General features: G+C 57.0%; 17 protein-coding genes and 2 pseudogenes. 9 read left to right on the top strand and 10 right to left on the bottom strand.

Annotation, left to right across the window (positions count from 1 at the left end; genetic code table 11):
* Positions 1-47 precede the first annotated feature (47 nt).
* Complete coding sequence (locus ACFER_RS00950) at positions 48-1,289, top strand: aminopeptidase (RefSeq protein ID WP_012937578.1); 1,242 nt, start codon at positions 48-50, stop codon at positions 1,287-1,289.
* A gap of 43 nt (positions 1,290-1,332) precedes the next feature.
* Here the strand turns inward: ACFER_RS00950 and ACFER_RS00945 are convergent, their stop codons facing one another.
* The 3 genes from ACFER_RS00945 to ACFER_RS00935 form a co-directional block, all read right to left on the bottom strand.
* Positions 1,333-2,727: an NAD-dependent succinate-semialdehyde dehydrogenase gene (locus tag ACFER_RS00945; protein WP_012937577.1), complete on the bottom strand. Its 1,395-nt coding sequence runs from the start codon at positions 2,725-2,727 to the stop codon at positions 1,333-1,335.
* Between the two features lie 116 nt (positions 2,728-2,843).
* Positions 2,844-3,635, bottom strand: a complete 792-nt coding sequence (ygiD, locus tag ACFER_RS00940; protein WP_012937576.1) for a 4,5-DOPA-extradiol-dioxygenase — start codon at positions 3,633-3,635, stop codon at positions 2,844-2,846.
* 13 nt (positions 3,636-3,648) lie between these two features.
* A complete protein-coding gene (locus ACFER_RS00935; RefSeq protein WP_012937575.1) occupies positions 3,649-4,632 on the bottom strand; it encodes an alpha/beta hydrolase in 984 nt (327 codons plus the stop codon).
* A gap of 195 nt (positions 4,633-4,827) precedes the next feature.
* Here ACFER_RS00935 and ACFER_RS00930 point away from each other — a divergent pair, with 195 nt between their 5' ends.
* Both ACFER_RS00930 and ACFER_RS00925 read left to right on the top strand, forming a co-directional pair.
* A complete protein-coding gene (locus ACFER_RS00930; protein ID WP_012937574.1) occupies positions 4,828-5,367 on the top strand; it encodes a PadR family transcriptional regulator in 540 nt (179 codons plus the stop codon).
* A gap of 325 nt (positions 5,368-5,692) precedes the next feature.
* Complete coding sequence (locus ACFER_RS00925) at positions 5,693-6,649, top strand: M23 family metallopeptidase (RefSeq protein WP_012937573.1); 957 nt, start codon at positions 5,693-5,695, stop codon at positions 6,647-6,649.
* 197 nt (positions 6,650-6,846) lie between these two features.
* On the opposite strand, the gene ACFER_RS00920 is transcribed toward ACFER_RS00925, so the two are convergent.
* Complete coding sequence (locus ACFER_RS00920) at positions 6,847-7,746, bottom strand: LysR family transcriptional regulator (RefSeq protein WP_012937572.1); 900 nt, start codon at positions 7,744-7,746, stop codon at positions 6,847-6,849.
* Positions 7,747-8,107: 361 nt separating this feature from the next.
* Between ACFER_RS00920 and ACFER_RS00915 the strand changes: the two genes are divergently transcribed.
* The 3 genes from ACFER_RS00915 to ACFER_RS00905 are packed head-to-tail and all read left to right on the top strand — an operon-like array spanning position 8,108 to position 11,077.
* The gene (locus tag ACFER_RS00915; RefSeq protein ID WP_012937571.1) at positions 8,108-9,322 is read left to right on the top strand and encodes a pyridoxal phosphate-dependent aminotransferase; all 1,215 of its coding nucleotides are present in this window, start codon (positions 8,108-8,110) and stop codon (positions 9,320-9,322) included.
* Positions 9,323-9,349: 27 nt separating this feature from the next.
* The gene (locus ACFER_RS00910; protein WP_012937570.1) at positions 9,350-10,636 is read left to right on the top strand and encodes an aminotransferase class V-fold PLP-dependent enzyme; all 1,287 of its coding nucleotides are present in this window, start codon (positions 9,350-9,352) and stop codon (positions 10,634-10,636) included.
* Between the two features lie 15 nt (positions 10,637-10,651).
* On the top strand, positions 10,652-11,077 hold the full coding sequence (locus tag ACFER_RS00905; RefSeq protein WP_012937569.1) for a RidA family protein: 426 nt from the start codon (positions 10,652-10,654) through the stop codon (positions 11,075-11,077).
* 43 nt (positions 11,078-11,120) lie between these two features.
* Here ACFER_RS00905 and ACFER_RS00900 read toward each other — a convergent pair whose 3' ends face one another.
* Positions 11,121-12,734, bottom strand: coding sequence for a putative polysaccharide biosynthesis protein (locus tag ACFER_RS00900; protein ID WP_012937568.1), 1,614 nt, complete (start codon positions 12,732-12,734; stop codon positions 11,121-11,123).
* A 416-nt stretch (positions 12,735-13,150) separates the two neighbouring features.
* Here ACFER_RS00900 and ACFER_RS00895 point away from each other — a divergent pair, with 416 nt between their 5' ends.
* Both ACFER_RS00895 and ACFER_RS00890 read left to right on the top strand, forming a co-directional pair.
* Positions 13,151-17,437, top strand: a complete 4,287-nt coding sequence (locus tag ACFER_RS00895; protein WP_012937567.1) for an acyl-CoA dehydratase activase-related protein — start codon at positions 13,151-13,153, stop codon at positions 17,435-17,437.
* Positions 17,438-17,683: 246 nt separating this feature from the next.
* Entirely contained in the window at positions 17,684-18,805 is a 1,122-nt protein-coding gene (locus ACFER_RS00890; RefSeq protein ID WP_012937566.1) for a 5-methyltetrahydropteroyltriglutamate--homocysteine S-methyltransferase, read from the top strand.
* Between the two features lie 170 nt (positions 18,806-18,975).
* Here the strand turns inward: ACFER_RS00890 and ACFER_RS12055 are convergent.
* Together ACFER_RS12055 and ACFER_RS12050 are read right to left on the bottom strand one after the other, a co-directional pair.
* A pseudogene (locus ACFER_RS12055) lies at positions 18,976-19,335 on the bottom strand (YadA-like family protein); the annotation flags it as partial.
* Between the two features lie 459 nt (positions 19,336-19,794).
* Positions 19,795-19,980: pseudogene (locus ACFER_RS12050) on the bottom strand (hypothetical protein); the annotation flags it as partial.
* A 280-nt stretch (positions 19,981-20,260) separates the two neighbouring features.
* Here ACFER_RS12050 and ACFER_RS00880 point away from each other — a divergent pair.
* Positions 20,261-21,766: an ArnT family glycosyltransferase gene (locus ACFER_RS00880; protein WP_012937564.1), complete on the top strand. Its 1,506-nt coding sequence runs from the start codon at positions 20,261-20,263 to the stop codon at positions 21,764-21,766.
* Positions 21,767-21,790: 24 nt separating this feature from the next.
* On the opposite strand, the gene ACFER_RS00875 is transcribed toward ACFER_RS00880, so the two are convergent.
* From ACFER_RS00875 to ilvN, 3 genes are read right to left on the bottom strand one after another with little or no spacing between them, the layout of a single operon-like run.
* Complete coding sequence (locus ACFER_RS00875) at positions 21,791-22,348, bottom strand: methylated-DNA--[protein]-cysteine S-methyltransferase (protein WP_012937563.1); 558 nt, start codon at positions 22,346-22,348, stop codon at positions 21,791-21,793.
* 60 nt (positions 22,349-22,408) lie between these two features.
* Positions 22,409-23,662 carry an ATP-binding protein gene (locus ACFER_RS00870; RefSeq protein WP_012937562.1) on the bottom strand — a complete coding sequence of 418 codons (1,254 nt, stop codon included), beginning with the start codon at positions 23,660-23,662 and terminating at the stop codon, positions 22,409-22,411.
* Entirely contained in the window at positions 23,659-24,198 is a 540-nt protein-coding gene (gene ilvN / locus ACFER_RS00865) for an acetolactate synthase small subunit (protein WP_012937561.1), read from the bottom strand. Before ilvN ends, ACFER_RS00870 begins: the two co-directional genes overlap by 4 nt.
* Positions 24,199-24,204 lie beyond the last annotated feature (6 nt).

Genomic DNA, 24,204 nt, shown 5'->3' with positions numbered 1-24,204 from the left:
GACTTTCCTGTATAATAGAAAAACAATGGTGAAAAGGAGTGATTTCCATGGATATACAAGAAACCCTGACCCGGCAGCTGCCGCTGTATGCCCGGGTCCTGCTGCAAAAAGGGATCTGCCTCCAGAAGGACCAGATCCTGGTGATCAATGCCCCGGTGGAAGCCAGCCGGTTCGCCACCCTGCTGACGGAAGAAGCCTATAAGGCCGGTGCTGCCCAGGTGGTGTTCAACTGGTACTGCAATGGGACCACCCGGCTCCGGTATGAGTACGAAACCCAGGACAAGTTCGAATCCGTCCCCCACTGGCGCAGTGAATTCAACCTGGATTATTACCGGAAAGGTGCCGCTTTCCTGAGCCTGATCTCCGCCGACCCCTATGCCATGAAGGGCATCGACCGGAAAAAGATCATGGCCTGGCAAAAGGCCTTCCACCAGGCGGTCAAAGAATATTCCGACGGGATGATGGCTTCCAAAACCAACTGGCTGGTGGCCGCCGTCCCCAGTACCGTATGGGCCAGGCTGCTGTACCCGGAGCTGCCGGAACAGGAAGGCATGGACAGGCTGTGGATCCAGCTGCTGGATGCGGCCCGGTGTCTGGGCGAAGACCCTTTGGCCGACTGGGACAAGCATCTGGCGGAACTGAAACAGCGCCGGGAATGGCTGACGGCCCAGCAGTTCACCGCCCTGGAATATGAAAACGGCCTGGGTACCCATCTCACCGTGGGCCTGCCGGACCGGCACATCTGGCAGGGAGGGGCTGAAAGCACCGCCCGGGGGTTCCTGTTCAACGCCAACATCCCTACAGAAGAAGTGTATTCCGCGCCCCAGGCGGACCGGGTGGATGGGGTTGTATGCAGCACCCGTCCCCTGGTGTACAGCGGAAATCTCATCGAAAATTTCCGTCTCACCTTCAAAAACGGAAAAGTAGTGGAAGCCACAGCAAAAAAAGGCGAAGAAGTCCTGAAAGACCTGCTGAAAATGGATGAAGGTGCCTGCCGGCTGGGAGAAGTGGCCCTCATCCCCTACCATTCCCCCATTTCCCTGATGGATACGGTTTTCTACGAAACCCTCCTGGATGAAAATGCTTCCTGCCACCTGGCCCTGGGGGACGCCTACCCAACCTGTGTGGAAAAAGGAGCGGAGATGGACGAAGAAGAACTGAAAAAAGCCGGACTCAACGATTCCATGATCCACGTGGACTTCATGGTGGGCAGCCCGGATCTCACCATCACCGGGATCCGGAAAGACGGAACAAAGGTGTCCGTGTTCGTCAACGGGGATTGGGCATAAAAAAAGAAGGGGCTGTTGCTCACGCAGCAGCCCCTTTTGGCTTTTACTTCCCGTGCCGTTCCCATACGGTCTGGGGAATGAATACCAGATGCTGGTTCACGAAGGTGTCGAAACCGCTCCGGGACAGTTCGTGCCCGTACCCGGAATTCTTCACGCCCCCGAAAGGCAGTTCCGGCAGGGAGGTCCAGCCGTGGTTGATGAAGCTCATCCCGGTTTCGATCCGGGCCGCCACCCGGCCGGCATGTTCCATATCGCTGCTGAACACCGTGTTCCCCAGCCCGTAGCTGGAATCGTTGGCCAGGGCAATGGCATCCTCTTCATCCCGGACTTTGTACACCACACCCACCGGACCGAAGACTTCTTTGTTATACAAAGGATTGTCCTTTGTCACATCGGTCAGGATGGTGGGCATCACGAAGTAACCGGGACTTTCGATGGGCTGGTTCCCGTACACCACCCGGGCGCCGGCCTGGACAGCCTGTTCAATGGCCGCCAGCACATCCCGCTTGGCCGTGGCGGAGGACAGGGGTGCCAGTGTGGTGGCCGGATCCATGGGATCCCCCCATTGGGCGGAGGCAAAGACTTCCGTCAGATCCCGGAGGAACCGGTCGTAGTTCTTTTCCGTCACGATGAACCGTTTGGAAGAGACGCAGACCTGGCCCGCATTGTACAGCCGGGCGGCAAACAGCTGGGATTTCACTTCGTCCATATCCGCATCATCCAGGACGATGAAGGCATCATTGCCCCCCAGTTCCAGGGAAGAAGGCTTCAGGGCCTTTCCGGCATGTTCCGCCACGGAAGAACCGCCCCGTTCCGACCCGGTCAGGCAGGCTCCGGCCACCCGGGAATCCTCGATGATCCGGGAAACCTGATCATAGCTGGCAAACAGGTTCTGGAAAGCCCCTTCCGGAGCCCCCGCTTCCCGTACCAGGGCTTCAAAGGCCAGGGCAGAGCCGGGGCAGTTGGAGGCATGTTTCAGCAGCAGAGGATTCCCGATGATGAAATTGGGGGCGAACACCCGCATCACCTGGTAGAAGGGGAAATTCCAGGGTTCCACTGCCATGATCACGCCCCGTGCCTGTTTCAGGATATAGGCTTTGCCGGCCGGGGTTTCCACCGGTTCCCGGGCCAGGAATCCATCGGCCTGGTCCGCATAATATTCAGCGATGGCAGCACAGAGTTCCACTTCTCCCCGGGCTTCCACAAACAGTTTCCCCATGTCTTTGGTCATGGTTTCCGCATACCGGTCCAGATCCCGCCGGAGCAGGGCAGCCACCTGGCGCAGGACCGTTTTCCGGTTCTCCACGTCATTGTCTTTCTGCCAGGCCTGGTATTGTCCATAGGCCCGTTCCAGGGCTTCTTCCACCCCGGCATCGGACAGGCTCTCATAGGAGCGGAGCACTTCATTGGTATAGGGATAAATAGTCTGATAAGCCATAATCGACCCTCCTTGGACTGGTTAAGTGTATTTTTATCGTTTACAGTTAACCGTATTATACGATACCGCCCCTAAAAATACAAGTCCTTTTTGGAGAATTTTTATCGATTTCTTTTTTATCCCTTCATTCCCCAGGCATAGCCGGTCATGGCCATGGATCCCAGGTTGCAGATTTTGTTGAACACCTGGGCCCGGTCTGCGCCGGCGGCTCCCAGGCATACCAGGAGCGGCAGGTAATGATCCGGGGTAGGTACGGCATAGGACGCATCAGGATGGGATGCGAACCCGATGACTTTTTCCGTATCCTCCTGGAGCACCGCTTCTGTAATATAGTCATTGAACCGGAGAGTGGCATCAGAACCCCCTGCATTCTCCCATTCCACTTCCCGGAGATTGTGGACCACGTTGCCGCTGCCCAGGATCAGATAGCCATCTTCCCGGAGAGCAGCCAGCTTCCGGCCCAGTTCGAATTCTTCCGTATAGGAAATGTCCCCGTCCACGGACAGCTGGACCACCGGGATGTCCGCCTTCGGGAACATATGGACCAGCACCGTCCAGGCCCCGTGGTCGATGCCCCAGTCGTCATTGACGGCCACGGCAGAGCCCAGCAGCGACTGTACCTTTCGGGTCAGTTCTCCATCCCCTTTGGCGGGATACTTGACTTCATACAATTCCTTGGGGAACCCGTACATATCGTAGACCTGCCGGGGTTCCGGGGCGCTCTGGACAAAAGTCCCGTGGGTATACCAGTGAGCAGATACCATCAGGATGGCCCTGGGCCGGCCAAACTGGCTTTCCACCGCCCGGCCGATCCGGTCCATCCCTTCCGTAATTTCATTGTGTTCCAAAGCAATCATAGGGCTGCCGTGGCCCGAAAAAATCACCGGCATGGTTTTCTGTTCCTCCATATTTTATCTCCTTTTATTTCAGGTACCGGTCGAAGAAATCCCCGATTACCTGCAGTACCTTGTCCTGCACCCAGTATACGCCCCCATGGGCTGCTCCCGGGATCTCATACCGTTCCGCCGGCACCCCTTTGGCCTTCAGGGCCCGGTACAACAGGTCCGTCTGCCCCGGGGACACCACCTTGTCCGCCGTTCCGTGCATCAGCAGCATGGGGGCGCTGTTTTTCCCGATATAGGCAATGGGGTTGGCAGCCTCCGTGGCTTTGGGATCTGCCAGGACCCCTCCGTCCTTCCCGCCGAACACCGGGCTGCCGTTGACCCACAGGGCTTCTGTGGCCCCGGCGGACTGATGCCGTTTCTGGTTTTCCGGGCTGTAATCCATGCCCACCCGGCTCAGATCCGACAGACCGTAGAGATCCACTGCACAGTTCACTTGGCTGGATTCCTGGAGATTCTCCCCCTTGTCAAAGGTCCTGGTACCGCTGGTGGTGCCGGCAAAGGCAGAGAGATACCCCCCGGCGCTGCCCCCCACGATGCCGATCCGGTCTTTGTCGATGTGCCATTGGTCCGCATGGGCCCGGAGATACCGGATGGAAGCTTTTACATCTTCCAAAGGTTCCGGGAACCGGGCCGTGGGGGCCACCCGATAGGTGATGCTGGCCACCACATAGCCCTTTTCCGCCAGGTAGTTCCGCAGCTGGACCCCGTTGTCCCGGTTGGCGTTGATGAAGCCGCCGCCAGTCACATAGACGATGGCCGGCATTTTTTCTTTCTTCTGGGGCTGGAGCAGATCCATGGCCATGGGCACATTGGGATACCCCCGGGAAGGTACCTGTTCATAGACCACTCCGGAAATCTGCTTTACTTCCGTTTTCACCGGAGCCACCTCCAACGTCTTGCTGGCGTATTGCTCCGCCGCCTCCGCCCCGGAAAATCCCGTCATGCCCAGCAGAAACAGTCCGGACAACACCAGCCGGCTTACTTTCCCACACTTTTTCATAGAAATGCCTCCCTTGCTCTCTTTTCAGGCAGACTCCTCCTGCCCACAAAAAAACATGTCAATATTGACATGTTTCGATTGCCACGAGTGTAGCACGGGCCGGAGGGGCTGTCAATGTTTATGGATGCTTTTTTTCTATATCCATGGATGTCTTCTTCCCATGATATAATATACCCCGAAGAAAGGAGCAGTTCAATGACAAAAGAAGACACTCTCCAGTACATCCTCCTGGGACTCCTGGCCAAACGGGACCTGACCGGCTACGACATGAAAAAACTTTTCGGGCAGGAAGTGAGAGATTTCTGGTACGCCCGGCACAGCCAGGTGTATCCGGAACTCCGGAAGCTGGAAGAAAGCGGGCTGATCACCTCCTACACCAGCACTGTGGGTACCAAACTCCAGAAAAAGTATTACCGCCTGGCGGCCACAGGCCGGCAAAAGCTCCGGGACTGGCTGGACCAGCCTTTGGGAGATATGATGCCCACCCGGGATGAATTCACCATGAAGCTGTACCTGATCCGCAGCCAGAAAGACCCCCAGCTCCGGCAGCTGCTCCAGGAGGATATCCGGCGCCACAAGGAACGTCTGGCCCATCTCCAGCTCCGCTGGCGGCTGCTGTTCCCCACCCAGGAAGCCCGAGAAAAAGAATATGGCCACGCCCTGATCCTCCAGGAAGCCATCCAGCGGGAAACCCAGAAGCTGGCATGGGAAAAGAAGCAGTTGGCAGAGATTTAACAAAATGTAAATTTTTTGGGGAAACCGTTGAATATACCGGATTTTCGCGATAAAATATTGACCCGGTAGTCAATATGTGCAGATTTGTACAGGAGGCTGTTGCAGGAGCAACAACCCCGTCAGCGGTCAGCTGTCAACTGTCAACGGCCAAAGGCAGCCAGCCCCGCTGGCTTTGAACAACGAAAAACAAGACCAGCCAACCGCTGGTTTTGTAATTTCAAAATCAATTTGAAAAATTGATTTCCAACGGCTGGTGACCAGTGACCAGTGACTGGTGACTGAGGGGTGTTGCAAAGCAGCACCCCTCTTTTGGTAAGGAGTAAGTATGGAAAAGAAAGAACTGACGGAGAAATTCAAAGGATTGAAGGGGCTGCTCCCTTCCGGGCATCTGGTGGTGACCGGCTTCTCTTTCCAGTGGAAGGATGCGGACGGCCAGATCCAGGAATTCCATGCGGGGCCCAAGCTGCTGATGGGCTTCTGCGGGGCTTTCCTGGCCAGCCTCATGGGACTGGCGGTATGCGCCGGGCTGCTGTTCAAGGCCTGGGATGAACAGACGGAACTGGCCAATTACCGGGCGGACTACGGGGTCTATACGGAACGGCTGGCCAAGCTCATGGACGACAATGAAAAACTCCAGCGGGAACTGGCCCAGGTGGTCCAGGTGGAAAACGCCGTCCGGGAAAAGCTGTCCAAGGACGGAGTCAAGATCGGGGAACAGGCCGTGGACAAAAAGTCCAAGGAACTGGATAAAGGGGGCCAGGGCGGTTCCACCACGGCGGACCAGCTGACGGTGCTGGAAGTCCAGGATGAAATCAACTGGAAGAAGCTGGCCTATAAGAAGGAAAACCTCACCAATATGCTGCTGGCCCTGTCCAATACCGGGGACGGAACCTATGGCTGGCCCGTCAGCGGCGGGGAAATCAGCTCCTTCTTCGGGCTCCGGGCGGATCCTTTCGGCGGCGGCAGCGATTACCATCCCGGCATCGACATCGCCGTGGACTATGGGACCCCCATCAAGGCGTCCTCCACCGGGACTGTGGAAGAGGCCCAGTGGAACGGGGGATACGGCCGGTTCGTCAGCATCGATCACGGCAACGGGATCACCACCTGCTATGGCCACATGAGCGCCATCGCCGTACAGCCGGGGCAGACCGTCCGTCGGGGAGATGTGATCGGCTACGCCGGCAGCAGCGGCTACAGCACCGGTCCCCATGTGCATTTCGAAGTGCGCCAGAACGGGAGCCCGGTGAACCCGCTGAATTTTGCCAGACCGATGGGATAAGAAAAAAAGAGTGCCTTCGATGGGCACTCTTTTTTTGTCAGCTGTCAACTGTCAGCGGCCGAAGGAAATCAATTTAGCAAATTGATTTTGAAACCCATAAACCGTAGGGGCTGCACGCCGGGCGGCCTGCGCATGATTGCCATTTGTTGGTGCATTGTGTGGGACGCCGGGCCTGCGTCCCCTACGGTTTTACACAGTCAAAAGGACCGTCTATCCATCTGCCCCTTTTTCAAATCCTGGAAATGCTGCTGGAGGGCGGCTGTCATTTCTTTCACCCAGAGCCGGTCTTCTCCCTGGCGGCTGGCCAGATACAGCCGGTGGAAGGGGGTCCGTTCCGCCAAAGGGAATATGGAAAACCCCTGTTTTTTCATGGCGGCGGCCACTGACCGAGGTACCAGCATCCAATCTTCCGGTCCCTGGAAATACTTTTCAGCCGTCGGGGTGCTGTTCACCCGGATCTTGCTGTCCAGAGCCCGCCAGTACTGATCATGCCAGCTGCGGAATTCTTCCGTGAAGATCTGGAAGATTTCCTGTTTTCCATCCAGGTCTTCCATGGAAATGATCTTTTTCCCCTGAAAATGTCCTGGCTCCTTCATCACCACCAGAAATGGCTCTTCATAGAGAAGTTCGCTCACCAGCCCCCGGCTGGCAAGAGGGATCTGCACAATGCCCACATCCAGCAGTCCTTCCTGCAGCAGGTCCCGGATTTCCACACTGTGATGATCTTCCAAAGTCAGACTGCACCGGGGATGGCCCAGCAGATAGTCCTGGAGGAACCCGGCCAGGAAATATTCCTGGGCACTGCGCATGCACCCCAGCCGCAGAAGATACCGTTCCTGTTCTTCCCGGAAGGAAAGCCCTTCTTCATACAATTCCAGCATGTGGACGACCACTCCCAGGAACCGTTCTCCTTTGCCGGTGAGTTCCGCTTCCTTTCTCCCCTTGCTTCTCAGCAGCAGCGGGTACCCCAGTTCCTCTTCCAACCGGGCCAGCCGTTTGCTGAGGGTGGACTGGGTCAGAAAAAAATTTTTGGCGGTCTGTGTCATGTTCCGGGTCCGGCAAAGATCTCGGAACAGGTAAAGTGATTCTGTATCCATGGTTTCCCGCTCCTTTAAATAGTCATCTTGGGAAAATTATAAAGTATAATAAGTTGTTTTACAACTGTTTTCTTTCAACTTATACTAAAGCTATCAAGAAAAACATTCCTGGAAAACAGAGGGAACGATGAAAAGAAAGGATGAGTGCCATGAGAAAGAGCTTTATGGATAAATGGCTGGCTGGTTTGGAAAAAGACGAATTCATCCGGACCCGGCTGAGCAGAAAACGGGTATGCGGCCCTGCTCCGATGAAGAAAGGAACAACTCCCATCAGCTGCTTTCAAACCAGAACCGCCGTTCTGCCGGGAAGGTAAAACAACCCTCCATTGACAGAATCATCAATAAAAAAGGAGACTATACCATGGATCTGATGACAGCAAAATTCCAGCGTCTGGGAATCGACAATGCACCGGGACAGGAAGACCGGCAGAGCCATACGGAACTGGAGCTTCGGGGAGAACCGCTGCCGGGACCTGCAGTGAATTTCTCCCATGGAGATGTGGATGCCCACCAGCCCATTCCAGGAAGCCTGGAAACCTTCATCGAGGGATACAAAAAAGGCAGCTGTGTGGCCTATACGGAATACCGGGGTGGAGATGACATCCGGAAGGAAGTGGCGGCCAAACTGGCGGCCTTTACCGGAGCCCCCATCGATCCGGAAAAAGAACTGATCCTGACCCCCGGGACCCAGGGAGCCCTGTTCCTGGCACTGGGCTGTCTGGTGGGACGGGGAGACAAGGTTGCCATCGTGGAACCGGATTACTTCGACAACCGGAAACTGGTGGAATTTTTTGAAGGAGAACTGGTTCCCGTCAAGCTGGATTATCTGAGCCAGGACAAAAATGCCGGGGTCAATCTGGCAGCGTTGGAAGAATCCTTTAAACAGGGTGTCAAACTGTTCCTGTATTCCAACCCCAACAATCCCACCGGGGTTATCTTCTCCGAAGAAGAAACCCGGGAAATCGCCCGTCTGGCAAAAAAATACAACGTGATCCTCCTGGTGGATCAGCTGTATTCCCGGCAGATTTTCGACAACCATCCCTATACCCATCTGCGGGCTCTGCCGGAACGGCCGGAGAACATGCTGACCATCATGGGGCCCTCCAAAACTGAATCTCTCAGTGGGTTCCGGCTGGGAACTGCCTTCGGGACCAGCTGGATCATCGACCGGATGGAAAAGCTCCAGGCCATCGTCACCCTGCGGGCACCGGGATACAGCCAATATGTGTTCAAGCGCTGGTTCAGTGAGCCGGAAGGATGGCTGAAGGACCGGATTGCTGCCCATCAGGCCATCCGGGATGATCTGATTGCTCTGGTCCGGAGCCATGAAGGATGCAGCGTACGGAAAACAGAAGGTGGAAGCTATATTTTCCCCACCCTACCTCCCATGGACGTAAGCATCAGCGATTTTGCCAAAATCGTCCGCAGGCTCACCGGAGTGATCATTACTCCAGGTACGGAATTCGGGCCTCAGTTCACCCACAGTTTCCGGGTGAATTTTTCCCAGGATCCAAAAAACACCCACAGCGCCATTGACCGGGTGCTGCAGGTCATGGAACGGTACAGAAGCAAATGATTTTTGGTTGGAACAGGAGGCATTCCCATGCATAAAAATTTTACGTTTGATCCGGAACTGCAGAAGGAAATCAAAAGCAGATTCTATTATATGGATGAAAATCCCTTGGGCCGGAAGCGGCTGTTCTTCGAAAACTCCGGAGGCTCCCTCCGTCTCAAGGCCTGTGTGGAGGCCAAGGCCCGTTATGAACAGATTCCCGACTGTCCCCTGCGGTACCATGATGTTTCCCTGAAGCTCCATGAAATAAAGGACAAGGGGATCCGGGATCTGATGGAAGTGCTTTTCGGCGCCGCTCCGGGGGAAGGAGCCCTGGTTACGGAACTGACTCCTTCCAAGGTCACCTTCAGCATCACCCGGGCCATTGTGGAAAATGTGCCAGGTACCAATGTGGTCACCACGGCCATCGAGCATCCTTCCGCCTATGATGCCGCCCGGATGTATGCAGAAAAGACCGGGAAAGAATTCCGGGTAGCCAAAGCCAATCCGGAAAACGGCGGAGTGGATGTGGACGAAATCCTGAAGCTGGTGAACAAGGACACCTGCCTGCTCAGTGTCATGAGTGCCTCCAACATCTCCGGAAAAGTGTTCCCCATGAAGGAAATCGTGGAAAAAGCACGGCAGATCAAGCCGGACCTGTTCATCATCTCTGATGCGGTGCAGCATGCCCCCCATGCAGCCCTGTACGCCCATGACCTGCAATTGGACGGACTGGTGATTGCCCCCTACAAAGCCATGGGGATCCGGGGCTGCGGCTATGGATATGTCTCTGACCGGGTGGCTGCCCTGCCCCATGACAAACTGCTGGCCAAGCCGGAAAAGGAATGGGAACTGGGGACCTACCCTCACGCCAACTTTGCGGCCATGAGTGCCATGGTGGACTACATCTGCTGGATTGGCCGTCATTATACGGACATCCAGGACCGTCGGACCCAGTATATAGTAGGCTTCCAGTACTGCCACGCCCATGAAAACAGCCTGCTGGAACGAATGCTGGAAGGCACCGAAGCCCTGCCGGGCCTGCGCCATATCCCGGGCGTGGAGCTGTATTTCGACGGACCGGTGGATGACAGCCGTGACCTGGTGGTGGCCATGGGGCTGAAAGGCATGGATTACACTGCTCTCCGGGAAGAATATGACAAACGGGGGGTGCTGGTCTTTGAACGGATCAACACCAGTGAATATTCCAAACGGATCGTGGAATCTCTGGGCCGCACCGGCCTGCTGCGGGTTTCCCCGCTCCATTGCCACGATTTCAGCGACATCGACCATTTCCTGGAAATTACCTGGGACATTGCCAAAGCCCAGGCCCGCTGAGAAAGGAGCGTCCTGATGAAAGATCCCATTCCTCAGGGAAAATATGTACCGGCAGCCCGCAGCGGCAGACTGATTGCCACGGCCGGCATGACCCCCCGGAAAGAAGGCGTGTTGATCATGCAGGGAAAGGTCCAGGCGACAGTTTCCCTGGAAATCTATCGGGAAGCGGTGGTCCAGGCGGCGGCCAATGCGCTGACAGCCGCCCGGAACCAGCTCCGGCCGGGAGAAGTCCTGGCAAGGATTCTGCGGATGGATGTGTACGTGAACGGAGCTGCGGATTTTACCGCTCACCCCAGACTGGCGGATTTTGCTTCGGAATATCTGCTGGAAGAATTGAGAGACGCCGGGAGGTGTGCCCGCTGTGCCCTGGGCATGGCCGGACTCCCGGGCAATGCTCCGGTGGAGATCAGCCTGCTGGCTGTGGTGAAAGAAAAAGAATGAAAAAAGTTCTGCCTGTGCAAAATAAAGCACAGGCAGAACTTTTTTACAACAGCTTCAATTTCTTCCCCAATACCACCATTCTCCTTCCCAGGAAGGGAATCTGGTACAGTTCTTCTTCGGGCATGGTTTTCAGTCCCAGCAACAGGATGCCGTAGACGGGCACGGCCACGGCCATGCCGCCCAGGATACTCCAGGCACCCCACCCCGGCACCAGGGCCAGGAAGCCCTTCACCGCCGCCCCCATGGCCACAGCGGCCAGAGCGGTTTTCCCCAGCTGCTTCAGTTCCAGGGAGAAGCCGGTGTATTTTTTAATGAAGAAAAGGTTCAGGACGGCGGCGATCCCGATATCCGCCACCGTAGCCCAGGAGGACCCCACTATGCCCAGGGTGGGGGTCAGGTTCCAGTTCAGCAGCACTTTGGAGGCCGCCGCAAGGATCATATTAAATACGGGGATCTTGGTCTTCCCCAGCCCCTGGAGGATCCCGGTACTCACCTGATGGAGCCCCAGGAGAAAAATGGCCCAGCTCATGGTCTCGATGGAAGGCCCGGCTTTGGGGGCATTGTAGATCAGGGCCGCCACCCGGCCGCCCAGCACATGGAGTCCGATGCTGCAGGGAATGGTGATCACCGCCGCCACGGAAAAGGCCGTGGCCACTTTTTCCCGGATCCCTTCCGTATCTTCCAGCACCCGGGATTCACTGATGGCCGGCACCAGGCTGATGGAGAGCGCCGCCGTCAGGATGGTGGACATGTTGATAAGAGGCACCGCCATGCCGGTCAGATATCCGAACAGGGTGGTGGCTTCGGACATGGACCAGCCCCCCACCATCAGCCGCCGGGGTACGATCATCATATCCAGGTTGGACACAATGGGCAGCATCAGGCTGGACATGGAAACCGGCAGGGCCAGGGCGATCAGCCGTTTGATGATCTTTCCGGCCGGTTCCTGTTCTCTTTCCGGTACTTTCTGTTCCCCTTTGGGGAAGAACTTGTGCTTCAGCCGGAAATAGAACACCTGGAGGAGCAGCAGACCGCACAGAGCACCGGCCCCGGCCCCCATGCTGGCCCCGGCCGCCGCATAGGTCAGGCCGTAGGGCATCAGCAGATAGGAGAAAGCGATCATGGTGACCACCCGGACCAGCTGTTCCGTGATTTCCGAACAGGCGGTAGGAGTCATGATCTGCCAGCCCTGGAAGTATCCCCGGAAACTGGACAGGAAGGTGACGAAGAACACCGCCGGCGCCAGGGCGATGATGGAATAATAGGCCCGGGGATCCGGGATGATCCCGGACGTCACCAGCCAGTGGGCCATGCCCAAAAGGCACAGGGAAAAGAACAGCCCGGTGCAGAACAGCATCCGCAGGGATACCCGGAACACCCGCTGGGCGCCGGTATAATCCTCTTTGGCCACTTTTTCCGCTGTAATGATGGAAATGGCCACCGGGATCCCGGCAGAAGAAACGGTGATGGCCATGAGATAGATGGGGAATCCCATCTGATACAGGCCGATGCCTTCGCCCCCCATAACCCGGGAGAGGATCACCCAGTTCAGGGCTCCGATGACTTTGACCACAATACTGGAAATGGTCAGTATCAGCGTCCCTTTCAGGAATTTTTTCGTTTTGCTGTTTCCGGGAGTCTGTCCTTGCTGCTCCATGCCACCCATCCTTTATCCTGCAATGATTATCAGGCCGAAAACGGGGTCTGCCCTGCGGCATGGCCCCGGCCGGTCCCATCCATTTACTGTAATTGTATTATTTTATCATATTTTATCGGCTTGTGGGCAAGGGGCGGGCGAAAATATCTTTCGAATCTTCTCCCGATTGCCCTGGCAGGGCACCCTCTACACGCGGATACGGGTCCTTTCCCCCTTGCCAGGGGGAGCACAGCCCTGCAGGCGGCATTGCAATGGTTCTTCCGGTTCCGCCGTCCCCGCTGCACTCTTCACTCTGCCCTCTTCACTGCAATGAAATTTTCACCGGGAACCTGCTGACCCTATACTATGTTGGATTAACTACTGGAGTTCTGGGGGGATTGTGCTATAATAGTATACACTTTAAGATGAGGTGCATTATGAGTACGTATCGTGTAGGTTTAGACATCGGGTCCACCACGTGCAAGATCGTCGTGCTGGACAATCATTCCCATGTGGTGTTTTCCCGCTACAAGCGGCACCAGGCCAACGTGGCCGGGGTCCTGCGGGAAGAGCTGAAGACTTTGCGTTCCCAGATCGGCGGTGCCAGCCTGAAGCTGAAGATCACCGGTTCCGTGGGCATGGGGGTGGCGGAAAAGTTCCAGATTCCCTTTGAACAGGAAGTAATCGCCGCTACCAAATTCGTCAAAGCCAAATATCCAGACGTAGCCACCCTGATCGACATTGGCGGGGAAGACGCCAAAATCGTGTATATCAAAAAAGACGGCAGCTGTGACCTGCGGATGAACGGCAACTGTGCCGGGGGCACCGGAGCCTTCCTGGACCAGATGGCCGTGCTCCTGGGGATTCCCATCGAACAGCTGAACGGGCTGGCGGAAAAGGCCCAGCATGTCCATTACATCGCCTCCCGCTGCGGGGTCTTTGCCAAAACGGATATCCAGAACCTGCTGGCCAAGAACGTGAGCCGGGAAGACATTGCCATTTCCATTTTCCACGCCGTGGCGGTCCAGGTGATTTCCACCCTGAGCCACGGCTGCACCATCGAACCCAGGATCCTGCTCTGCGGCGGACCTCTGACCTTTATGCCCGCCCTGCGGAAAGCCCTGATGGACTGCCTCCAGATTCCCTATGTGAATTTCGTGGTGCCGGAAAACGCCAATCTGATTCCGGCCTACGGAACCGCTCTCAGTGCGGCGGATGCTCCGGTCATCACCTTTGACAAGCTGGTGGAAAAACTGGAAAGCGCCCCCAAAGTGGCTGTCCGTTCTGACGATATCCTGCCCCCCATTTTCCAGTCTCCGGAAGACTATGCCGCCTGGAAAAAGGCCAAGGAAGCGGATGCCATCCAGCTGACGCCCCTTACGGCGGAAACGGACGGGATCTATGTGGGCATCGACTCCGGTTCCACCACCACCAAGCTGGTGGTCACCGATGACCAGGACCGGATCCTCTTTACCCATTACGGGCCCAACAGCGGGAATCCCATCGGCGCCGTCCAGGAAGCCTTCGAGGCTTTTTATGCGGAATGCCTGAAGGTGGGCGCCAATCCCCGGATCCTGGGCAGCTGCTCCACCGGTTACGGGGAAGACCTGATCAAAGCCGCCTTCGACCTGAAGACCGGTATCATCGAAACCATCGCCCACTATCTGGCAGCCCGGAAGATCCACCAGGATGTGTCCTTTATCCTGGACATCGGTGGGCAGGACATGAAGGCCATTTTCGTAGACCACGGGGTCCTGAACCGGATGGAACTGAACGAATCCTGTTCCTCCGGCTGCGGCACTTTCCTGGAAACCTTTGCCAAGGGACTGAATTATTCCGTCAGCGATTTCGCCAAACTGGCCTGCGAAGCCAAGGAACCCTGTGACCTGGGCACCCGGTGCACGGTGTTCATGAACTCCAAGGTGAAACAGAGCCTCCGGGAAGGGGTCACCATCGGGGACATTTCCGCCGGTCTGGCCTATTCCGTCATCAAGAACTGCCTGTACAAGGTGCTGAAACTCCAGAATACCCATGACCTGGGGAACGATATCGTCCTCCAGGGGGGCACCATGAAAAACGACGCGGTAGTCCGGGCCTTTGAACTTCTGACCGGCACCACCGTCCACCGGAGCAATATCCCGGAAATCATGGGGGCCTACGGCTGCGCCCTGTTTGCCCGGAGCCGGGCGGAAGGGGAATCCACCCTGGACGACATGATCCACGTGGCCAATTATACCGACAGCCAGCTCCAGTGCCACGGCTGCGAAAACAACTGCCTGATCAAGAAATACAACTTCAGCAACGGCAGCGTCTACTATTCCGGAAACAAATGTGAAAAATTCTTCACCAACAACGGGGAAGAACACAAGCCCGGGGAAAACATCTACGACTACAAATACAAGCTGCTCTTCGACCGTCCGGTGAAAGAGGATGCCCAGCGGATCATCGGGATTCCCCGGTGCCTGAACATCTACGAGGACTATCCTTTCTGGCACGCCCTGTTCACCACCTGCGGCCTGAAGGTCCAGCTGTCCGATCCCTCCACCTTCAAGAACTACGAAGGCGGGATCCACGATGTAATGAGCGACAACATCTGCTTCCCGGCCAAGCTGGTCCACGGTCACATCAACAACCTGATCCGGAAACGGGTGAACCGGATCTTCATGCCCTATGTAATCTACGAATGGCAGGATGACAAGCGGCAGCTGAACAGCTACAACTGCCCGGTGGTCTCCGGCTATTCCGACGTAATCAAGAGCGTGGTGGACACGGAGATCCCCATCGATTCCCCGCCCATCAACTTCCAGGACGAATCCCTGCTGAAGAAACAGATCCGGAAATACCTGAGCTATATCGGATTCGACCGTTTCACCGCCGACAAGGCCCTGAAGGCGGCCCTGAAAGCCCAGGAGGAATACGGCAGGGCCATCAAGGCCAAAAATGAGGAAATCCTCCAAAAGAGCCGGGCCAACAAACAGCTGACCATCCTGCTGGCCGGCCGGCCCTACCATACGGATCCCCTGATCCAGCACAAACTCAGCGAATCCATTGCGGCCATGGGCATCAATGTGATCAACGAGGACCTGGTCCGGGACGACAGCTCCATTACCATCGACGATTCCTATCTGGTCCGTCAGTGGGCCTACATCAACCGGATCTCCAAGGCCGCCGACTGGGTGGCCCGCCAGGACAACAGCGTCCACTTCATGGAAATGACCTCCTTCGGCTGCGGCCCGGATGCCTTCCTCCAGGACGAGGTCCGGGGCATCCTCCAGCGCCACGGGAAGGCCCTGACCCTGCTGAAAATCGACGATGTGTCCAACATCGGTTCCCTGAAGCTGCGGGTACGGTCTGTGGTGGAAAGCATCCGGTACAACCGGGATGCCAAATTCGCCGCCACTCCCTTTGAACAGCCGCCCCGTTTTGAAAAGAGCATGAAGGATTACACCATCCTGGCGCCTTTCTTCACGCCTTTCATTTCCCCGCTGATTCCCTCCGTCCTGAAAAACCTGGGCTATCATGTGGAAACCCTGCCGGAAAGCACGGTCCAGAGTGCGGACCTGGGGCTGAAATTCGCCAACAACGAAGTGTGCTATCCGGCCACCCTGGTGGTAGGGGACTTTATCCGGGCCCTCCAGTCTGGAAAATACGATCCCTCCCATACGGCCGTGGCCATTACCCAGACCGGGGGCCAGTGCCGTGCCTCCAACTATTTCGGGCTGATCAAGCATGCGCTGATCTCTGCCGGGTTCAAAAACACGCCGGTGCTGTCCCTGGCCACCAGCAAGAACATCCAGAACGACCAGCCGGGCTTCGAGCTGAACTGGCTGAAGATTGCCCGGATCACCGTTTCCACCGTGCTGTTCTCCGACTGCCTGGCCAAGTTCTTCAACGCCTCCGTAGTCCGGGAAACCGTCAAGGGCAAAGCGGCGGAACTGAAGGAGAAATACCTGGAACTGGCCAAGAAGGAAATCGAAGCCAACAGCCCCGGCGGTCTCCAGAAACTGCTGAAGGAAGCAGCGGCGGAATTCAATGCCCTGGCCAAGCCGGACGTGCATCTGCCCCAGGTGGGGATCGTGGGGGAAATCTACCTGAAGTTCAACGCCTTCGCCCACAAGAACATCACCGGCTGGCTGATGGATCACTCCATCGAAGTGATGCCCCCTCTGCTGACGCCTTTCTTCATGCAGGCTTTTGTGAACCGGATCACCAACCGGAAATTCGGCCTGGAACGGCACCATATGCCCAACCTGATCGTGGATGCCCTGTACATGTGGGTCAGCAAACAGGTGAAGAAATTCAACGAAATCGGGGAAGAATTCCAGTATTTCACCCCCATCGAGGACATCTTCGACCTGGCCAATGACGGCAAGAGCATCATCAACATGGCCGCCCAGTTTGGGGAAGGCTGGCTGCTGCCGGCGGAAGTGGTGAATTTCGCCAAGCACGGCATCGAAAATGTGATCAGCCTCCAGCCTTTCGGCTGCATTGCCAACCACATCATTTCCAAAGGAATCGAAAAGAAGATCAAATCCCTGTATCCTCACATGAACCTGCTGAGCCTGGACTTCGACAGCGGGGTCAGCGACGTGAACGTGACCAACCGGTTGCTGCTGTTCGTGGAAAACATCCGCACCAGCGCCGCACCGGTCCCGGCTGCCAAACCCAAGAAGAAGGAAAATTTCTTCGACGAGAACCTGGCAAAACGGGAGATTATGATTTAAGGAAAAGGGGGTGTGAAAAAATGCTTTTTCACACCCCGTCACTAGTCACTAGTCTCTAGTCACTAGCCGATAGAAGCCAGCTGACGCAAGCGAAATAAAGGCGCTGTGGATGATTTTTTCACAGCGCCTTTTTTGCTATTCCCACAGACTATAGCAACCGGTTGTTTTTCTGTATTATCCAAATTCCCATGACCGTGGTATACTTTCCCCATGCACAAAACCTGAATGTATGGGAGGATATAGACCATGACCAAAAACAAACCGCCTTTTCGCTATGATATTGTGGGCAGCTTCCTGCGTCCGGCTGCTCTGAAAGAAAAACGGGAGGCTTTCGCCGCCGGGACCATCACCGCTGCTGACCTGAAAGCTGCGGAAGACGAAGCCATCCGGGACCTGGTGGCCAGGGAAAAAGAAGTGGGACTCCACGCCGTCACCGACGGAGAATTCCGCCGCCGCTACTGGCATCTGGACTTTCTGACGGAACTGCAGGGCGTTACGGAAATCTCGGCAGAAAACTGGTCCGTCCATTTCAAAGGGGCCCAGCCCAAGGCCCGCACCGCCAGGATCACCGGCCTGGTGGATTTCGGCAAGCACCCGTTCCTGGACCACTTCAAGGCCCTGCAGGAAATTGCCGGCAAAGACACGCTGGTGAAAATGACCATTCCTTCCCCCAGCATGCTGCACCTGATCTGCTGCGTCCGGGAAAAGCACTATGAACCCATTCCTCAGTACCAGGACCAGAACCGGCTGTTCACAGACATCGCTCTGGCCTACCAGCACGCCATCAAGGCTTTCTACGCCGCCGGCTGCCGGTACCTGCAGCTGGACGACACCAGCTGGGGCGAATTCTGCGACGCCGACAAGCGGAAGGCCTACGCAGAACGGGGCTTTGACCTGGACGAACTGGCCAGACATTATGTAGAAATGATCAATCGGGCCCTGGAAGCCAAACCCGATGACATGACCATCACCATGCACATCTGCCGGGGCAACTTCCGGTCCACCTGGTTCTCCAGCGGCGGGTACGAACCGGTGGCGGAAACCCTCTTCGGCCGCTGCCGTGTGGACGGATTTTTCCTGGAATACGACAGTGACCGGGCCGGGGGCTTCGAACCCCTCCGGTTCATCAAAGACCAGCAGGTGGTCCTGGGCCTGGTGACCTCCAAGACCCCGGAACTGGAAAAAGAGGAAGACATCATCGCCCGGATCCGGGAAGCGGAAAAATACGTTCCTCTGGACCAGCTGTGCCTGAGCCCCCAGTGCGGGTTCTCCTCCACAGAGGAAGGCAACCTGCTGACAGAAAAAGAACAGTGGGCCAAGCTCCGCCTGATCAGGGACATTGCCGAAAAAGTCTGGAAGGATGCATGAAAAGTGTGGGTGTTGCACAGGACGTGCAACACCCACTTTTGTCAGCTGTCAACGGCCGCAGGAAATCAATTTGGCAAATTGATTTTGAAGCAGCATAAACCGTAGGGGGCGCAGGCCCGGCGCCCCGCAAAACATACGGACAACCGCTGATTTGGCGGGCGGCCGGGCCTGCCGCCCCTACAGGAACGATTTATATAACTGAACATCAACTCTTCCGTAGGCCGGTAGTAGGCCCCGATGGCCACGGCATGGGCTCCGGCGTAGTTGCCGTACCCGGCGGCAAAATCCCATTTGTCATCGGGATCAAAATCCAGTGGCTGGAGAGCTGCCAGTGCGGCTGCTCCGGCCCCCACCCGGTTGACCCGGGCGTCCAGCTTGTTCAGGGAATTCCCCAGCTGGGTGATGTTCTGCCGGTTCTCCTGGACCATCTGGTTGGTGGCGTGGAGCTGACTGCCGTTCACGGCATCCATGGAAGTGGCCGACACTTCGCCCGGCGCCAGTCCGGTAATGGAGAGCCCTTTCATATCCATGCCCTCTCCATTCAGGATCGGACCCTTTTCTCCGATGGACACGCTGTCCACCCGGATATCCTTGTTCAGATGGATGTGGATATTGTCCACGGTTTGGCCATTGTCATTTGTAGTAGAGCTGGAAGCCGTATGGATATTGTCTCCGCCCAGTACTTTGACGACCCCTCCGTCGTTGAGCCGGGCCGTAGGCCCTTCGTCCGTGGCAAAATCCACCTTATTGGACACATAACCCACATGGAGCTGTCCCCCATTCTCAGTTTGCGGTTCCGCCACCGCCCGCAGGATTGCTCTGGCCGGTCTGAGTTCCGACCCATCCTGGGTACCAGGAAGCTCACCGGGATCGGACAGGATATGTACAGTTCCATGTTCGTTGCTCAATCCGTTCAGATTGGCTTTGATGGTGTACTCGGTTCCCAGTTTTTCCACAATGATCCCTTCACCGGCATGGATGGAGATCCGGGCATCGCTCATGGCTTCCTTCAGCTGGGCCACGTTCACAGCGTCCGTATCTTCCGTCCCGGCGGCCAGGTTGATGATCTGCCGGGTCCGCTGGGGAATCGTCCGGCCATTTTCATTCTGGGAAGCCCCGGCCCCGACGGAAACTGCCCCCCAAGAGGACTGCCAGGCAGGAGAAACGTCCTGCATCTGTCCATACACCGGATGGTATCCCTGCCAGCCTGCTTTCCTGCTTTTTGGGGATGGTATTTATTTGCAGAGTTTTCTGTTAATTTCGGCTGTGCTCCTTCCTCCTTTCTTTTTTCCCGGTGTTTTGTTGTCCTCCTTATACATGAATTGACAGCCGTTTACACTGTACTTTAGTACAGGTTCCCATAAAAAATTCTTTAACCAATCCTTCGATTGTGTTTATATTTCCTTTAACATTTCCGCCTATACTGAAAGCATCAACTGTGGAGGGGGAACGGTTATGGAATACTGGGAAAATGACGGCAGCCCGCTGCTGCGCTTCTATCACCGGCACTGGCCGGCATTGCTGCTTTTGCTGCTGAGCCTGGTGCTGTTCTTTGCCGGCAACAGCCGGCTGCTGATCACCGATCCGGTGGAATCCAACTATGCCCTCACCGCCAGGGAAATGCTGGCAGACGGAGACTGGCTCTCACCCCGGATCTACGGGAACTTCTGGTACGACAAACCCTGGCTGTTCTACGGGGAGCTGCTGATTGCCTTCCGGCTTTTCGGGGTAACGTCCTTTGCCGCCCGGTTCTTTCCGGCGGTCTTCGCCACCATCGGGGTGCTCCAGACCTACTGGTTCGCCCAGAAACTGTACAACCGGAAGGTGGGGTTTCTCAGCGGTCTCATTATGGCCACCAGTGTGGAATATTTCTACCTGGCCAAAGCAGTAATTACCGACATGACCCTGTTCGTCACCACCACGGGATCCCTGATGCTGTTCTATGTGGCCAAAAGCGAAAACAAGTCCCGTCTCCTTTACGGAGCCTATGCTCTCACCGGCCTGGCCCTCCTCACCAAAGGACCGGTGGGCCTGGTGCTGCCCGGCCTGATCATCCTGGCCTACCTGGCCGGGAACCGGGATTTCCACACTCTGACCCGGATGAAACTGATCCGGGGAAGCCTGCTGACCCTGGGGATTGCCGCCCTGTGGTACGGTCCCATGATTGCGCTCCACGGCACTGATTTCCTCACCGGCTTCATCGGTGTCCACAATATACTCCGGGCCACAGTATCCGAGCATCCCCGGAACAACACCTGGTGGTATTATTTCCTGATTTTCCTCATTGGCTGTTTCCCCTGGAGCTTGAGCCTGCCCTGGCTGTGGAAAAAATACGGTCATATCCTGAAGGAACGGATCAAAACCCGGACGTTCTGGAAAAATCTGAACGACCGGCAACGGTTTCTCTTCTTATGGGCGTTCGTTACCTGGTTTTTCTTTGAATGCATGGCCACCAAGTACCCCACCTACACCCTCCCGTACCTGCCCCCATTGACCATCGGGTTGGCCTGTGCCGCCAGCCGGCTGGATCTGCAGTACTGGGTGAAACGGACTGCCCTGGCCATGGCCCTGCTGTTCACGGTACTGTCCTTTGTGCTGGCTGCCCCCCTGTGCCGGCAGGCTTCCGGCTGGGATGCGGCCCGGCTGGTTACCGCCCGCCATGCGCCGGGGGTGCCGGTGTATGTATATGGCGGCCGGTATCCCGTGTCCTTCACCTACTACAGCGGAATCCCCGCTCCCCGGCTGGTGACCCGGCAGCGGATCCGGGAACTCCGGCCGAACGGAATCAGCTGGAAGGCCAAGAACATGATGCCCTTCGCCGCCCTGGAAGACCTGCCGGACACCGGAAAGGTCATGGTCCTGGTGGACCGGAGCAGCCAGAAGGACTTTCTCCAGACCGTCTCCGGTAAATGGGAAAAACTGGGAGAAGGCGGCCGCTGGACCGTATGGGAAAGAAAATAGGACGAGAAAAAGGGACTGCCGCTGTTACAGGGCAGTCCCTTTTTTCGGTATCGTGAAGCCGGAGGCTTTCAGATCGATGCCTTCATGTTCCAGCAGCCACACCTTCCGGGGCATGCCGCCGCCGTATCCAGTCAGGCTTCCGCTGGACCCCACCACCCGGTGGCAGGGAATGATCAGGCTGATGGGGTTGTGCCCCACGGCGCCGCCTACGGCCTGGGCCGACATCTGTTTTTTCCCCGTCTTTCCTGCCATCTCCCGGGCGATGGCCCCATAGGTCATGGTCTTTCCATAAGGGATGGTCAGCATGATCCGTCCCACCTGCTGCCGGAAAACACTGCCGGACAGTTCAAGGGGAGGGGTGAAGCCGGGATCCTTCCCCTGGAAATACAGTTCCAGCCAGCGGCGGGTCTCCTGGAAAACGGGCAGGTCCGGATTTCTCCGGGCTCCGGCCAGTTCCTGTTCCCCTGGTTCATAGCGTTCCCCCTGGAACCACAGCCCCAGAAGAGCCTCTCCATGGCTGGTCATGATCATGTCCCCCAGGGGCGTCCCCACCCGGTCCGTGTACAATCCTGTTTCGTCCATGTTTTCCCTCCTTTGCTGCTCCAGCCAAAGGTTTTGCCGCTTGGAATCTGCGGCAAAACCTCAATGATTCCCCAGATACCACTGGACGAACTGCTTGGCGATCCGTCCATTCCGGCCGGAATGTTCCATTTCCCACCGGACTCCTTCCACCCGAAGTTCTTCCGGGGACAGCTGGATGCCCTCTTTCCGGAGCTCGTGGTCGATGATGGCCAGGTATTCCTGTTGGCTGGGGGCCCCGAAATGGAGGATCAGCCCGAACCGGTCGGACAGGGAAATGGATTCGTTGGTGGCGTCCTCCCGGTACACTTCCGCCTCCAGTTCATCGCTCCGGTCCACCCAGGTCTCCTTCAGCAGATGGCGCCGGTTGCTGGTGGCGCACAGCATCACATTGTCCGGCTGGGGAGCGGCCCCGCCGTCAATGGCGGATTTCAGGTACTTGTATTCCTTTTCGTTTTCATCAAAGGACAGGTCGTCAAAGAAGAACAGGAACCGGTGGCTGCGGATCTTTCCCGCCCGTTCCATGGCTTCCGCCAGCAGCTGGAGCTGATCCCGCTTGATCTGGACCAGACGGAGGCCCTGGGCACTGAACAGAGGGATCAGGGCCTTGATGGAAGTGGATTTCCCGGTGCCCCGGCTGCCGGTGGACAGCACATTGTTGCAGCCCCGGCCGGCCATGAACTGCCGGGTGTTGGCCAGCAGCTTCTCCTTCTGGTCCTCATATCCCAGGATATCATCCCAGGCATAATGGGGAAAGTCGGCAATGCCCTGGAAGCGCCCTTTGGCATCCAGACAGAAGGCTTCGTACCGGGCCATTTTCCCCCGGCCGTACCGCTGGTAGTGGTGAAGCAGCAGCCGGGCCTTCCCGGCCGCTTCTTCCGTTTCCTTCAGCTGCCGGGCCAGCTGGGCATCCAGGCTGTCCCGGACCGGATGGCCGGGTTCATAATGATCGTAGAATCCGTCCTGGAACACGTCCCGGCCGGTCAGTTCCCAAAACGGCCGGAGCTTTTCCAGATCCCGGGTCAGGGCCGCCTGGATGCCGCTGCCCGCTTCTCCCCGGGTTTCCACCACCTGGGCGGCCAGGTTCTCCCCTTCCGCCAGGAGATGGAAGAAATATCCCTGCCACAGGTTCCCGGCAAGTCCCAGTTCCTCGGCAGCAGCCAGTACCGCTTCCCGGGCCCGGGCCAGGTGCTTTTCCCGTTCCGGATGGGCCTGGGCCTTTTCCAGGTTCCGGATCACCGGATCCCGGCGCAGGTCCCTGAGGACCGACAGGGTGGCAAAAATGCGAAAATCCGCTGTCTGCAGTGCTTGTGTCATGGCTGTTCTCCTTCCGTTTCCGGTTCCGTCAGCAGGCTGTCCTTGACGGTCTGGGGACCCCGGCCCAGGGCGATCTGGCCGGTGGTAGCGATTTCCAGGATCTCATAGTTCTGGAGCATCTGCTTCAGGGCCTGGATGTGATCCTGCCGGCCGGTAAGCCGGAAAATCAGGGAATCCGGGTACACATCCACAATCTTGGCGTGGAACAGATTGGCGATGTTGGTCAGTTCCTCCCGGATCTGGGGGGTGGGGGCGCTGACTTTGATCAGGGTCAGTTCATAGCTTACCAGAGGGGCATCGTCCAGGTTCACCACCTTGATTACGTCGATGAGATGACTCAGCTGGTGGATGGCCTGGTCCAGCTGGAACCGGCTTTCCACCCCCACCACCAGATTGATCCGGCTGATTTCCGGGATTTCCGTATAGCCTACGTTCAGACATTCGATATTGATGTTCCGGCGGGCAATGAGCCCTGCCACATGGGACAGGACCCCCGGCCGGTTGTTAACCAGAAGGGCCATATGCTGCCATTTCATGGGATT

This window comes from Acidaminococcus fermentans DSM 20731 (assembly GCF_000025305.1).
In the GTDB taxonomy this organism is placed as follows: Bacteria; Bacillota; Negativicutes; order Acidaminococcales; family Acidaminococcaceae; genus Acidaminococcus; species Acidaminococcus fermentans.
The sequence above is the reverse complement of the archived record's forward strand: the minus strand, read 5'-3'. Positions and strand labels throughout refer to the sequence as shown.

Excerpts from the sequence above, each read along its gene's own strand:
- ACFER_RS00880 (WP_012937564.1), top strand. The coding sequence starts at position 20,261 with ATGGAATACTGGGAAAATGACGGCAGCCCGCTGCTGCGCTTCTATCAC.
- ACFER_RS00925 (WP_012937573.1), top strand. The coding sequence starts at position 5,693 with ATGGAAAAGAAAGAACTGACGGAGAAATTCAAAGGATTGAAGGGGCTG.
- ACFER_RS00875 (WP_012937563.1), bottom strand. The coding sequence starts at position 22,348 with ATGGACGAAACAGGATTGTACACGGACCGGGTGGGGACGCCCCTGGGG.
- ACFER_RS00930 (WP_012937574.1), top strand. The coding sequence starts at position 4,828 with ATGACAAAAGAAGACACTCTCCAGTACATCCTCCTGGGACTCCTGGCC.
- ilvN (WP_012937561.1), bottom strand. The coding sequence starts at position 24,198 with ATGAAATGGCAGCATATGGCCCTTCTGGTTAACAACCGGCCGGGGGTC.
- ACFER_RS00920 (WP_012937572.1), bottom strand. The coding sequence starts at position 7,746 with ATGGATACAGAATCACTTTACCTGTTCCGAGATCTTTGCCGGACCCGG.
- ygiD (WP_012937576.1), bottom strand. The coding sequence starts at position 3,635 with ATGGAGGAACAGAAAACCATGCCGGTGATTTTTTCGGGCCACGGCAGC.
- ACFER_RS00870 (WP_012937562.1), bottom strand. The coding sequence starts at position 23,662 with ATGACACAAGCACTGCAGACAGCGGATTTTCGCATTTTTGCCACCCTG.
- ACFER_RS00890 (WP_012937566.1), top strand. The coding sequence starts at position 17,684 with ATGACCAAAAACAAACCGCCTTTTCGCTATGATATTGTGGGCAGCTTC.
- ACFER_RS00935 (WP_012937575.1), bottom strand. The coding sequence starts at position 4,632 with ATGAAAAAGTGTGGGAAAGTAAGCCGGCTGGTGTTGTCCGGACTGTTT.
- ACFER_RS00900 (WP_012937568.1), bottom strand. The coding sequence starts at position 12,734 with ATGGAGCAGCAAGGACAGACTCCCGGAAACAGCAAAACGAAAAAATTC.
- ACFER_RS00910 (WP_012937570.1), top strand. The coding sequence starts at position 9,350 with ATGCATAAAAATTTTACGTTTGATCCGGAACTGCAGAAGGAAATCAAA.
- ACFER_RS00895 (WP_012937567.1), top strand. The coding sequence starts at position 13,151 with ATGAGTACGTATCGTGTAGGTTTAGACATCGGGTCCACCACGTGCAAG.
- ACFER_RS00950 (WP_012937578.1), top strand. The coding sequence starts at position 48 with ATGGATATACAAGAAACCCTGACCCGGCAGCTGCCGCTGTATGCCCGG.
- ACFER_RS00905 (WP_012937569.1), top strand. The coding sequence starts at position 10,652 with ATGAAAGATCCCATTCCTCAGGGAAAATATGTACCGGCAGCCCGCAGC.
- ACFER_RS00945 (WP_012937577.1), bottom strand. The coding sequence starts at position 2,727 with ATGGCTTATCAGACTATTTATCCCTATACCAATGAAGTGCTCCGCTCC.
- ACFER_RS00915 (WP_012937571.1), top strand. The coding sequence starts at position 8,108 with ATGGATCTGATGACAGCAAAATTCCAGCGTCTGGGAATCGACAATGCA.